The organism is Pseudomonas sp. PS01300 (assembly GCF_029960155.1).
Lineage (GTDB): Bacteria > Pseudomonadota > Gammaproteobacteria > Pseudomonadales > Pseudomonadaceae > Aquipseudomonas > Aquipseudomonas palmensis.
Genome location: NZ_JASCPN010000043.1, coordinates 1 through 12,088 on the forward strand (window position 1 = coordinate 1; position 12,088 = coordinate 12,088).

Here is a 12,088-nt window from a genome sequence, read left to right on the forward strand (position 1 = left end):
GGTCAAGCCCGCTCCCACAGGTTCGATGGCGACCGTTGTGGGAGCGGGCTTGACCCGCGAAAGGGCCCACCGGGCTTCAGATCACTGTGCGATGGTCTTGATCGACACCCCGCGCTCCACTGGCGTGGAGCGCCCGTAGATGTCCTCGAAACGCTCGATGTCGTCCTCGCCCAGGTAGCTGCCCGACTGCACCTCGATGATCTCCAGAGGGATCTTGCCCGGGTTGCGCAGGCGGTGCACCGAGGCGATCGGGATGTACGTGGACTGGTTCTCGCACAGCAGGAACACGTTCTCGTCGCACGTCACCTCGGCCGTGCCCGACACCACGATCCAGTGCTCGGCACGGTGGTGGTGCATCTGCAGCGACAGGCTGGCGCCGGGTTTTACCGTGATGTGCTTGACCTGGAAGCGCCCGCCCATGTCCACCGAGTCATACGAGCCCCACGGGCGGTACACCTCGCAGTGGTTCTGGGTTTCGTTGCGGCCCTGGGCGTCCAGGGTGTTGACCATCTGCTTGACCCCCTGAACCTTGTCCTTGTGCGCGATCATCATGGCGTCCTTGGTCTCGACCACCACGATGTTCTCCAGGCCGATCACCGATACCAGCTTGCCGTTGCCGTGGATCATGCAGTTGTGGCTGTCCTGCACCACCACGTCGCCCTTGGTCACGTTGCCGTTGGTGTCCTTCTCGTGCACGTCCCACAGCGACGACCAGCAGCCCACGTCGCTCCAGCCCGCACTCAGCGGCACCACGCAGGCGCGCTGGGTCTTTTCCATCACCGCGTAGTCGATGGAGTTGTCCGGGCAGCAGGCGAAGGTGGCCTCGTCGATGCTGATGCTGTCGCCGTCTTCCAGGCTGCGCTCCAGGGTCAGCAGGCAGGTGTCGTAGATGTCGGGGTCGTGCTTTTTCAGCTCTTCGAGGAAGCGGCTGGCGCGGAACAGGAACATGCCGCTGTTCCAGTAGTAGCCGCCGCTCTTGACGAACTCGGTGGCGCGTTTTTCGTCCGGTTTTTCAACGAACTGTGCCACGCGGCTGATGCCTTCGGGCAGCAGGGCGTCCTGGCTCGACTTGATGTAGCCGTAGCCGGTTTCCGGCTTGGTCGCCGGCACTCCGAACAGCACCATTTCGCCGCGTTCGGCGGCCACCGTGGCCAGGGCCAGGGCGCGTTGCAGGGCCTTCTGGTCGTCCAGCACGTGGTCGGCCGGCAGCACCAGCATCAGCTCGTCGCGGCCTTCGTTGACCAGTTTCATGGCCGTGAGCGCCACGGCCGGCGCGGTGTTGCGCCCGAACGGCTCCATCAGGATCGCCTGGGTGTCCAGGTTCAGGTTGGCCAATTGCTCGTTGACGATGAAGCGGTGGTCCTTGTTGCACACCACGATGGGCGCGTCCATGCCGTCGAACACCAGGCGCGACAGGGTTTGCTGGAACAGCGTGTGTTCACCGGTCAGGGCCAGGAACTGCTTGGGGAATTGCTTGCGCGACAGGGGCCACAGACGCGAGCCGCTACCACCGGACAGGATGACTGGAATCATGGGTAATCTCCGAACGTTGAAAGGGGCAGTTGATTAACGGGTGGACACAGGGCGCTTGACCCAGACCGGCGACAGGTTGCTGCCACTGCCGGTCACATACAGCACGGCCGCTTCGCCACGTTCGAGCGCAACGGGCTTGAGGTCGCTGACTTTCTTGTCGCCTTCATACAGCGCCAGGCTGACCTTGACCGGGTTGATCTCGCGCTCGCCGCGCGCCTTGGCCGCCACCGGCTTGACCACTTCGGTCTTGCCATCGGCGGTCTTCAGGGTCAGGGCCTGGTCGCTCAGGTTCTGCACGCGTACCAGGGATTTCTGCTTGTTCTTGAACGGTGGTTCCTCGACCAGTTGCGGCTGGCCGCTGCCGTGGTTGACCAGGGTGTAGTAGTGATCGCCCGCCAGCTTGACCGGTACGGTCTGGCTGCCGACCTTGGCGCTGTAGTCGCCCTGGGGCATGAAGCTGAAATCGCTGCTGCCCTGGGCGGCCACTTCGCTGATCTGGGTGTTGCCGACACTGGCGGCCACCGGCTGGTTGCCGGCGTTGTACAGGCGCACGAAGGTCGAGCCCTTGGGCGCGCTGGGGCCATACAGTGCGGCGTCGGCGCCGGCCCAGGCCTGCAGCGAGAGCAGGCTCATGCCGGCGGTCAGGGCGAATGCTTTGGCAATGCGGTGCTTGGTGGTCATGTGCAGTTCCTCTCAGTGTTGCGTCCGATTGGACGACAGGGCCATGTCTTGATTGGCGGTACGGGTTTGCTTCAGCTGGGCGATCCACTGCGGATCGAAGGCGCTGAGGTCGTTTTTCATTGGCAGATAACGTTCCGGGAACTCCCATACCAGCACCTGTGGGGCGCTGGTCTTGAAGGCGTCGGTCTGCAGGTACTTGAGCATCGGCAGCAGCGGGCCATGGCCGTCCTCGGCGTAATTGACCACGTCGCTGCGCAGCGCCTGCTGCAACGCACCGAGGAAGTTCCAGTGCGGGTTGGCGCTGTAGCTGGTGCCGATCAGCGCCACGGGGATCTCGTTGTCGGCAAACAGCGCGTCGTCGCTGTCGGCCTGGTCCTGGGCCCGGGCAGGGCGGGTGGTGCGTTGCTGCAGGCTGTCCGGGGCCGGCAGCAGGTGGCTGAACAACGGGTCCAGCGGCAGGAAGTTGGTGAGGTCGCCCTTGTACGGTGTGGCGGCTTTGGCTTCGGTGACGAACTGCTGCGGCGTGCCGCTGAGCAGGGTCTGGCGGGCCACGGCTTCGGCCAGGTGGCGTGCCACCACCTCGGCGCCCAGTGGTGTCCAGTGGGTGTCGGTGCGCAGGAACACCTGGCCCTGGGCCTTGGCCGCCTGCAGCGGGCCGAGCAGGTCCGGGGCGAACACGCCGGCCTGACGCGCCTTGGCATGGAACTGGTTGTACAGGTCGGCATGCAGGCTGGCGGGCGTCTGCTCACCGATGTACTCCGGGTACAGGCGGGCCTTGGCCGGGATGATCGCCAGCACCAGTTGCACACCGTGTTGTTTGAGGGTGTCGCGCACGCCGCGGATCAGTGCGAGGTTCTCGGCCTCGAACTGTTCGCTGCCGGCCACCGGCTTGAACTCTTCATCGCTGAACAGCCATTGCTCGCGGCCCAGCACCACACCCGGGCGGCCTTCGTTGAACAGTTTGAAGTCCAGCGCCGCCCAGAGGTTGGTGCCCAGGCGCTTGATCGGGAACTGCGCGTCGTAGTGGGTTTCGGCGGCCTTGGCCAGCTTGCCGTCGAGCAGGGACATCTGCGCGGTACGCTGGAAACTGCCCAGGCCCCCCAGCGACCAGATGCCCAGGCCCAGCAGCAGGGCCATGAACAGCACGGCGTAGAGTTTGCGTAATGATCGGGTCATGGTCGGCTCGCTCAGAACTGGAAGTAGAGGAACGGCGAGTAGCTTTGCGCCGAGAGTTTGAGGATCGAGGCCACGAACAGCAGCAGCACCAGCGCGCGGGTCATGTACAGGCCCCAGTCCAGGCTCACGCTGCCGTCGCCATGCACGGCCACCGGGCTGGCCTTGGCCGTGGGCTTGGCGTTGCGGTAGAAGTCGCGCAGGCCGAAGAACGCCAGGCTCAGGTAGGCGATCACCAGGGTGGCCACTTGCAGGCCGGTGAGGCTGGCGCGGTTGAGTTCCGACAGCTGCCATTCACCGAAGCTGAACATGGCGCCGTACATGCGTGCGGCCACGTGCAGGTTTTCTGCGCGGAAGATCACCCAGCCCATCACCACCAGCAGGAAGGTGAAGGCCCACTTGACCGGGTTGAAGCGCTGCGGGTTGGTGTCCAGGCCCAGTGCGCGCTCGATCGCCAGCCACATGCCGTGCCAGGCGCCCCAGATGATGTAGGTGAAGTTGGCACCGTGCCACAGGCCGCCCAGCAGCATGGTCAGGAACAGGTTGCGGTAGGTGGCGAAGGTGCCGCCGCGGTTGCCGCCCAGGGTGATGTACAGGTAGTCGCGCAGCCAGGTGGACAGGCTGATGTGCCAGCGCCGCCAGAACTCGGTGATCGACTGGCTGATGTAAGGCTGCTTGAAGTTCTCCATGAAGCGAAAGCCCATCATCAGGCCCAGGCCGATGGCCATGTCGCTGTAGCCGGAGAAGTCGAAGTACAGCTGCGCGGTGTAGGCCAGTGCGCCCAGCCAGGCGTCGCCGGTGGTCGGGTTCTGCAGGGCGAAGCAGTGGTCGGCGACCACCGCCAGGGTGTCGGCGATGAATACCTTCTTGATGAAGCCCTGCATGAACCGCGTGCAGCCTTCGGAGAACTTGTCCAGGGTGTGGGTGCGGTGGTTGAACTGGTCGGCCAGGTCGCGAAAGCGCAGCACGGGGCCGGCGATCAGGTGCGGGAAGATCGCCACGAACGCGGCAAAGTCGATCAGGTTGCGGGTGGCCGGGGTGTCGCCGCGGTACACGTCGATGATGTAGCTGATCGACTCGAAGATGTAGAACGAGATGCCGATGGGCAACAGGATGTGGGTGAGGATGAACGGCTCCAGGCCGTACGAGGTCATGATCGCGTTGATGCTGTCGACGCCGAAGTTGGCGTACTTGAAGTAGCCCAGGATACCCAGGTCGACCACCACCCCCAGCAGCAGCCAGCGCTGGGCCGGCTTGGTGCGCACGCCGGCGGCGCCCACCTTGAGGCCGATCCAGTAGTTCCACAGGGTGACCGCAGCGAACAGCGCCAGGAAGTCCACCCGCCACCAGGCGTAGAACACGTAGCTGGCCAGCAGCAGCAGGGCGTTGCGGTAGCGTTGCCCGCTCAGGTAGTACAGGCCGAGAAAGATCGGCAGGAACAGGAACAGGAACACATTGGACGAGAACACCATCCCGATCTCTCCTTGTCGTTATCCACAATCGGGGCAGCAGCCCCCCAAACCCCCCGCTGAAATTGCGGGGGAACCAGATCAAACGCATCGCGGGTCAAGCCCGCTCCCACAGGGATTGCGGTCGTTGCTACTTCTTCTGTTCTGCCTGCGGGTCGTAGACGCGCGTCAGGTCGCCGCCCAGGCGGAAACTCTTGAACGGCTGCATCGCGTGCTTGCGCTTGAGCGCATCGGCGTCGCACTGGTACAGGCTGCACCACGGCTCAAGCCAGGCGTATTTGCTGTCGATCTTCAGATCGTCCATGTCCTGCTTCTGGCCATTGCGCGCCTTGAACGCACTCGGGTCTCTGGCCCCGGACAACACCCGCTCGCCCAGGCGCTTGAGCGCGCCGTTGTTTTCCGGGCGCAGGTCCACGCCGTTGGCCTGGGCGAAGCTGGCGATCATCGACAGCGGCGGCAGTGCGTAGTTGTGGTACGCCAGGGCGCGCTGCTTGCGCTTCATCTCGTTGGGCAGAAAGCCCTGCGCATCGACCTGGTTGGCACCCACGCGGTACTCCTTCACGGCCCAGTCGAACAGGTCGCGGCGATCGGTCGCCACCGCCGTGGCCATCACCGACCAGGCGGCCCAGTACGAGTGGTTGTTGATCTTTTCCAGCGGCAGGTCGCTCCAGTCCTTGACCGTCTGCTCGGCCAGGCGCGCGAACCATTTCTCGATCTGTTCGGCCTGGGCCTGGTGCGCCGCCAGTGGCTGTGCGTTGGAAAACTTCAGGCGCAGGTATGCCGAGCTCAGGCTGCCCAGCGCCCATTTGCGCATCGACTTGCCGGTGTGGTTGTAGTCGGTGGACATCAGCGCATCGGCCTGCGCCCAGGTGCCCAGCCACTGCAGGGTGCAGTCCAGCTGCTGCGGGCGGCCGTCGCGCATGTACTGCATCACCTGCTTGCTGACCCCGCGCTCCAGCGTGGTGATGCTGGCGGTGGAGTCGCGAAAGGCCTGTTCGGATGCCTTGTTCAGCGTCGCGCGGGCCTTGTCCGAGCCTTCGTACTTGCTGCGAAACTGCAGCGCGCCGGTGTAGGGCTTGGGCACGGCCTCACAGGTGAAGTCGTTGGGGCTGGTCTTGGGTTTCTCGATGCCGGCGTAGTAGCCCTGCGGCGGGACCAGCCCGCCGGCCTGCACCGCCGGGCCGAACAGGGCCAGGGCGAGCAGGGCGGGGGTGGCAAGGGTGCGGATGGATGTCATGTGCGCCTCACAGGCCGGCCTGGGCAGCATGCTGCCCGGCGCCGGCGATCGGGTTGCGTGTACACAGCCTGGCCTGGACCTTCTGGCTGCCGCTTTCGGGACCCTGCACTTCCACCGCGAGCAAGGTCTGGTTGGCCCAGTCCTCGTCCTCGCGCAGTTGGAAGGCGAAGCGTCCGTCGGTGTCGGAGGTTTCGGGTTTTTCGATCTTCAGGTCCTCGTGACGACCATTGAGGTACCACAGGGTGGCCTGCAAGGTCTTGACCGACTTGTCTTCGAACTGGATGTCCAGTTGATGACGGCCGTTGACCAGGTTCTTGATCACGCCGTTCTTGCCATTGACCAGCAGCTCGTTGGTGCCCGGCTTGAGCGAGGTGCTGACGCTCATCTGCGCAGGCTTGCCTTCGCAGCCGTTGTCGAGCAGGGCGAGCATCTGGCGCCAGATGGTTTCCTGGTCCAGGCGGTACAGCGGCGAGAACTCCCACACCAGGATCTTGGGCGGGTTGTTCTGGAACTCTTCGCTGCCCAGGTACTGGATCATCGAACCTTCCAGGCCGCCACCGGGGAACGCGACGTTGAGCACGTCGGCGCCGATGTACTGCTGCAGAAAACCCGAGAAGTTGTAGTTCTTGCCGCTGTGGCTGGTGCCCACCAGGGTGATCTGCGGGTTGCCCGAGTCGCCGAACAGGTCGTCGCCGCCACTCTCGCCCTTGGGCTCGGTGACGAACTGGTCCATGTACTGCACCGCGTAGCTGGTGCCGCACAGTTGGCCGGCGACGTTGTGCAGGGTGCCGGTCTTGCCCATGCGGCCGGACGGGTGGCTTTCGAATTCACGCCGCGGGATGTCGGCGAAGGCCGGCATGCTGTGCACGGTGTCGGCCACGATTTTTGCCGCACGCTCGGCGCCATAGGGCGTCCAGTGCTGGTCGCCGCGGAAGTAGAAGTCCTTGCCCTGCTGCGCGGCCGGCAACTGTTCGTTGGTCAGCGGCGACAGGTCGGGCACGTTGTAGCCCATTTGGGCGAAGCGCTTGAGCATGGCCTGGTAGTTGCGCAGGGCCTTCTCGTAGTTGAACGCGGCCTTGTCGGCCGGGTTGAGCATGTTGCGGTTCACCAGGCCACGGGTGGGCTGGTACACCACCACCAGTTCCACGCCGCGCGCCTTGAACGCATCGTGCACCTGCTGCAGGCGTTTGTAGCCGGCCGGGGTGGTGGTGAACTCGGTGCGCAGGTCTTCGCGGGTACGGAACAGCCAGTCGCCCTGGGCTTGCACCAGGGTGGTGAAGTTCTGCTGGTAGCGGGTGGTGTAGCGGCTGGCATCGTGGGCTTCGGGGCACAGTTGGCAGCACGGCTGGGCGGTGAAGCTGGGCGCCTGCACCTCGTCGGCACGCACGCCGTTGCTGATCGCCAGCAGCGCCGCACTCAGGCCAAGCAGTTTCATCAGGTGTGGGGTCATGTCAGGTTTCCTCAATCCGCCATGTCGGTCTGGCGTTCGACCGGGTCGATCAGTACGGCTTTGCCCTGGCGCACCATCAGGTCGAGAATCTCGTCCTGGCGATCGCCCAGCACCCCGGAGAAACTGATGCCGCTGGACTTGCTCGGGGCCAGCATCGACACCCGGTACAGCTCCACGCTCAGGGGCGAGTCGATCGACAGCGGGCCGCTGCCGTTGGCCGCCAGTTCACCGCCCACCACGATCAGCGACACCTTGGTGTCGAAGGGGTCCAGGTCGATGTCGCGGTCGGTATCGGACAGGTCCTTGATGTGCCCGTACACACCCACCAGGCCGTTGGCCATGGCGAGGTTTTCGTACAGGCGGATGTTCACGCTGTTGCGCACGCGGATGCCGTGGCGACGGTTGCTGATGACCTTGTTGCCCCAGATCAGGTTGTCGCCGCTTTCGTACAGGGTGATGCCGTCGGTGTGGTTGCGGTAGATCTCGTTGTAGGCGATCAGGTTGTTGACGCTGTTGCGGTCGATCACCACGCCCGAGAGCTTGTTGTCGTAGCTCTTGTTGTAGATGATCCAGCTGTCGTTGACCTCGCGCGAGACGATGATGCCGTGCTTCTTCTTGGTGCCATGCACGGTGTTGCCGGCGATGATCAGGCGGTGCGAACGGTCGTGGGGGTCGATGCCGTACACGATGTTGTCGCGGTAGGTGTTGTCCTTGACCACGAAGTCGCTGGTCTCGTAGCAGTAGAAGCCGTACCACATGTCGCTGAACTCGGAGCCGATGATCCAGCCGGTGGGTTCGGGGCGGCCCATCTGCTTGGCCATGTTGGGCGTGTACTGCGAAATGCTCACGCCGTAGGACTTGCTCTGGGCATAGCCGAAGCTGGCCATGCGGGTGTTGACGATGTAGGTCTCGGTGCCGCCCCACGAGAGCAGGAACGGGCGAAATTCCTTGGGTGTGCGGAAGGTCGCCGGGCCGTTGTCCTTTTCGCGCCAGCCGGTGACGCGGGTGTCGCTGACGAACAGCTTGCCGTCGTTGACGATGAACGCACCGCCTTCCTGGGACAGGCGCAGTTCCTTGACCTTGGCATCGATCTCGAGCACGCCCTTTTGCCCCACCACGATCGGCAGGCGCGACAGGTATACCCCCGGCGCGGTTTCACGCAGGTACTGGGCCGGCACGTGCTTGCTCAGCTCGGTGAAGTCGACATGCCCGTCATCGACGAAGATCGCCTGCGGGATGCCGTGCTGGCGGGCTACCCATTCGGCCATCTTGTTGTCGCCGCCGATGAACTCCTTGAGGGCGTCTTCCTGCAGCATGCGGCGTACCGTGACCTTGCCCTTGCGTGCACGCTGGATCTTGGCCTGCACCGCTTCGGCGGTGTAGCCGCTGAGGTCGGGCAGGGTCGGCGCCGGGATCTGCAACGGCTCGATCGGCGCGCTGCTGACGGTGTAGGTCTTGGCGTGCTGCAGCTCTTTGGCCGGGCTGGCCACGGGCAGGCCGTTGGCCAGGGCGATGCTGCTGGCCAGCAGCAGGCTGCCGGCGATCAGCGTGTTGAGCGGGTAAAGGTTCATGTCAATGCACTCCAGGCATCAGAAACGCCAGATCACGTCGATGAAGGCGCGGTGCATGTACGAGTCCGCTTCCTTGCCATAGGCGTCGCCTGGCTTGAACACCCCACCGCGAAAGCGCACCAGTGCCGACGGTTCGTCGATCGACTGGCTCAGCGCGGCCGGCAGCAGGCCCTGCTTGAAGTACTTGGTGACCACCAGGTCCATCTCCTGGCCGAGGTCTTTTTCGCCCTGGATCAGCGGGCGGTTGATGCCGTCATCATCGACCACGGCGTTGATGCCGCTGCTGCCGATGTTCTGCTTGCCGTCGACGCGCCAGAACTTGTGGTACACCAGGCTTGCGTCGTAGTCGTCGCGCAGTTGCCAGGAGGTGAACAGGGTGGCGGCCTGCAGGTTGCCCAGCTCGCCACGGAAGGCCTCGCCGAAGCGGTGTACACGCGAGCGGGTGCCGGTGAAGTTGGAGCGGTTGCTCTCAAGGCCCGTCTGTTCGAAGTTGCCCGAGCCGTCGCTGCCACCGCCGCCGCTGCCGCGGGCATAGGCCGCGCCGACCTGCCAGTTGGGGTCCAGGCGCAGGCGGATGCCCAGGTCGGTGGCCCAGGCGTTGACATCGCCGCTCTGCTTTTGCGTGGCCAGCTGGTCGCCGTTGGCCAGGGTGGTGGCGCTCAGGCGATCACGGTCGCCGGTGAGCCAGGTGACGCTGCCCCAGTAGTTGACGGTGTTCTGGTTGCGCCAGTTGTAGGCGTCGCTGTTGGCCTCAAGGCCCAGCCAGGTGAGGTCGCCGTTGCGGGTCTTGTCCAGCGGGTCGAGGGTCTCGCCCGGGTTCTTCAGCTTGCCGTCGTCGTGGGTGTGGTGCGCGCGCAGGCCGACCCAGTGGCCGGGGGTCCATTGCGCGGCCACGTCGCCGTAGACGTGCAGGCGGTCCTTGTCTTCGGGGGCCAGGTCGGTGAGGTCGGTGCGGTACTCGCTGAAACGCTGGGCCACGCCGGCGTTGGCGCGCAGCAGGGTGGTGTCGAAGGTCCAGTTCAGCGCCTCGATGTTGGTGTCGCGCCACATGCCGTCGTCGCTGCGCAGGCGCTGGCGGCCCAGGCGTAGTTGCTCGCCGGGGTAGGCGGTCAGGCCGCTGTAGCCGACCCAGAACTCGCGCATGGCCAGGTAGCTCTTGTCCTGCTCGCGGCCGCTGGCGCGGCGGGTTTCGACCTGGCTGTCGTCGTCGGCCTGGCGCAGGGTGTCGGTGTCGATGGTGTCGGTGGCGGTGACCGCCTGGCCCATGGCGTAGGCGCTCCAGTTGCCGCGCTCGCCATACACCCAGGGGCGCAGGTCCAGGCCCAGGCCGTTGACGTCGCCGCCGGAGCGGGTGCCCAGGTCGCGGTCATCCTCGGACTGGCCGGTGACTTTCACTTCCAGGCCGAAGTTCTTCTCGGCGGTCATCGCGGCCAGGGTCGGGCACGACCAGAGCAGGGCACAGCCCAGGCCCAGGCCGGCCTTCATCCACGGGTTGAGTGTCATAGGGATTCCTCGCCGTCTTGTTCGGTGGTGTCCTGCAGGGCCTGCATGGCCTGGGCGCCGGGGCCCTGACCCATGGCACCACGGGCCTGGCGCTCCTGTTGCAACAGACGCTGGGCCTGGGCCTTCTGCGGGGCGGATAGCTGCTGGTCGAGCTCGCCGGCCATCGCCGTCGATTGCTCGCTGGGGTTGGCCTGCGCCAGTTGCGCGAACACCCAGGCGTTGACCAGGTCCTGGCGAATGCCGCGACCTTCGCTGAACAGCTGGGCCAGCGCGTAGTCGGCGCTGAGCTGGCCGCCACGGGCGGCGCGCAGCAGGTGATCGACGGCTTTCTGCGGTTCGACCTGGCCCAGATAGCCACGGCGGTAGAGCTGGCCGAGGTAGTAGTGGGCGCTGATTTCGCCGGCATCGGCGGCGGACTGCAGGTGCGTCTCGGCTTTTTTCGCGTCGGCCGGCACGGCCTTGCCTTCGTAGTAGAGGCGGCCCAGCAGCAGCTCGGCGCGCGGTTGTGCGGCCTCGCGGCCCTTGTCGATGTAGGCCAGCAACTGGTCGCTGTCGCCCAGCTCGGGGAAGCTGTAGAGCAGTTGCGCCAGGCTGACCCAGGACGCGGGGTTGCTCGGTGCGACCTGTTCGAGCAGGGCCTGGGCGGTTTTCTCGTCGGTCTGGCCCAGGCTGGGGTCGGCCAGTACGCGGGCCACGCTGTCGACCCGGCTGGCCGGTACCGCACCGCGGGCATAGGCGGCCTTGAGCTGGTCGATCAGCGCGGCCTGTTGTTCGGGCTGGGCACGCTTCTGGTACACGCTGGCCAGTTCCACATAGCAGATGTCGGTGCTGGCCAGTGCGGCCTTGCAGATACGTTCCACCTCGTCCAGGTGCTGGTCGTAGGTGTTCTGGGTACGGTACAGCAGCACCTGGGCCAGGCCCGCCTCGGGGTAGCCGGCGGCGCGCCATTGGTCGATCTGCTGCTGGGCATCGAGGTCGGGGAAACTCTGCGGGTATTGCAGGTAGAGCATGGCCAGCGGGATCAGGGTGTTGCTTTCGCCGGCGGCGAAGGCCTGCTTGAGCAGGCCCTGGGCCTCGTGGCGCTCGGCCTCGCTGCTGTCGGGCTTGGCCACCAGCAGACGGCCGAGGCGGGCCTGGGCGCGGGGCGAGGTGCGGGCGGCGGCGCGGTAGGTGGCCTCGGCCTGCCTGAGCTTGGCCGGGTCACCGGTTTCGACCTGGATATCGGCCAGGCCTACCTGGGCCTCGCTGTAGCCCAGGTCGGCGAGTTGCTGGTAGTTGCGCTCGGCCAGGGCGGTGTCGCCGCGCTTGAGGGCTTCGTTGGCCAGGCGCTGGTCGGGCAGGCCGGCGCAACCGGCCAGGCTGACGGCCAGGGCCAGTGCACCCATCGGTAGGAGCCGGCCTTGCCGGCGAAGGGGGCTGCACGATTCGCCGGCAAGGCCGGCTCCTACAGGGATCGCGGTGTGTTGGGTAG

The 12,088-nt window shown here is 65.6% G+C and carries 9 protein-coding genes; all 9 read right to left on the reverse strand.

Annotation, left to right across the window (positions count from 1 at the left end):
* Positions 1-81 precede the first annotated feature (81 nt).
* Positions 82-1,533 carry a mannose-1-phosphate guanylyltransferase/mannose-6-phosphate isomerase gene (locus QMX96_RS18925; RefSeq protein WP_043860997.1) on the reverse strand — a complete coding sequence of 484 codons (1,452 nt, stop codon included), beginning with the start codon at positions 1,531-1,533 and terminating at the stop codon, positions 82-84.
* 33 nt (positions 1,534-1,566) lie between these two features.
* Positions 1,567-2,214, reverse strand: coding sequence for an alginate O-acetyltransferase AlgF (locus QMX96_RS18930; RefSeq protein WP_043860998.1), 648 nt, complete (start codon positions 2,212-2,214; stop codon positions 1,567-1,569).
* A 12-nt stretch (positions 2,215-2,226) separates the two neighbouring features.
* Positions 2,227-3,390 (reverse strand): alginate O-acetyltransferase, encoded by a 1,164-nt coding sequence (locus QMX96_RS18935; RefSeq protein ID WP_054914853.1) that lies wholly within the window; start codon positions 3,388-3,390, stop codon positions 2,227-2,229.
* Between the two features lie 11 nt (positions 3,391-3,401).
* Positions 3,402-4,859, reverse strand: a complete 1,458-nt coding sequence (locus QMX96_RS18940) for an MBOAT family protein (protein ID WP_058540860.1) — start codon at positions 4,857-4,859, stop codon at positions 3,402-3,404.
* A 127-nt stretch (positions 4,860-4,986) separates the two neighbouring features.
* Complete coding sequence (locus QMX96_RS18945) at positions 4,987-6,093, reverse strand: mannuronate-specific alginate lyase (protein ID WP_058541092.1); 1,107 nt, start codon at positions 6,091-6,093, stop codon at positions 4,987-4,989.
* A 7-nt stretch (positions 6,094-6,100) separates the two neighbouring features.
* The gene (locus QMX96_RS18950; protein ID WP_043861001.1) at positions 6,101-7,543 is read right to left on the reverse strand and encodes an alginate O-acetyltransferase; all 1,443 of its coding nucleotides are present in this window, start codon (positions 7,541-7,543) and stop codon (positions 6,101-6,103) included.
* An 11-nt stretch (positions 7,544-7,554) separates the two neighbouring features.
* Positions 7,555-9,114 (reverse strand): mannuronan 5-epimerase AlgG, encoded by a 1,560-nt coding sequence (algG, locus tag QMX96_RS18955; RefSeq protein ID WP_282362225.1) that lies wholly within the window; start codon positions 9,112-9,114, stop codon positions 7,555-7,557.
* An 18-nt stretch (positions 9,115-9,132) separates the two neighbouring features.
* Complete coding sequence (locus QMX96_RS18960; protein WP_058540863.1) at positions 9,133-10,617, reverse strand: alginate export family protein; 1,485 nt, start codon at positions 10,615-10,617, stop codon at positions 9,133-9,135.
* Positions 10,614-12,002, reverse strand: coding sequence for an alginate biosynthesis TPR repeat lipoprotein AlgK (algK, locus tag QMX96_RS18965; protein ID WP_054914850.1), 1,389 nt, complete (start codon positions 12,000-12,002; stop codon positions 10,614-10,616). Before algK ends, QMX96_RS18960 begins: the two co-directional genes overlap by 4 nt.
* Between the last annotated feature and the right edge of the window lie 86 nt (positions 12,003-12,088).

What these genes read in the sequence shown, in the direction of transcription:
- QMX96_RS18925 (WP_043860997.1), bottom strand. Translation starts at nt 1,533, where the DNA reads ATGATTCCAGTCATCCTGTCCGGTGGTAGCGGCTCGCGTCTGTGGCCC.
- QMX96_RS18930 (WP_043860998.1), bottom strand. Translation starts at nt 2,214, where the DNA reads ATGACCACCAAGCACCGCATTGCCAAAGCATTCGCCCTGACCGCCGGC.
- QMX96_RS18935 (WP_054914853.1), bottom strand. Translation starts at nt 3,390, where the DNA reads ATGACCCGATCATTACGCAAACTCTACGCCGTGCTGTTCATGGCCCTG.
- QMX96_RS18940 (WP_058540860.1), bottom strand. Translation starts at nt 4,859, where the DNA reads ATGGTGTTCTCGTCCAATGTGTTCCTGTTCCTGTTCCTGCCGATCTTT.
- QMX96_RS18945 (WP_058541092.1), bottom strand. Translation starts at nt 6,093, where the DNA reads ATGACATCCATCCGCACCCTTGCCACCCCCGCCCTGCTCGCCCTGGCC.
- QMX96_RS18950 (WP_043861001.1), bottom strand. Translation starts at nt 7,543, where the DNA reads ATGACCCCACACCTGATGAAACTGCTTGGCCTGAGTGCGGCGCTGCTG.
- algG (WP_282362225.1), bottom strand. Translation starts at nt 9,114, where the DNA reads ATGAACCTTTACCCGCTCAACACGCTGATCGCCGGCAGCCTGCTGCTG.
- QMX96_RS18960 (WP_058540863.1), bottom strand. Translation starts at nt 10,617, where the DNA reads ATGACACTCAACCCGTGGATGAAGGCCGGCCTGGGCCTGGGCTGTGCC.
- algK (WP_054914850.1), bottom strand. Translation starts at nt 12,002, where the DNA reads ATGGGTGCACTGGCCCTGGCCGTCAGCCTGGCCGGTTGCGCCGGCCTG.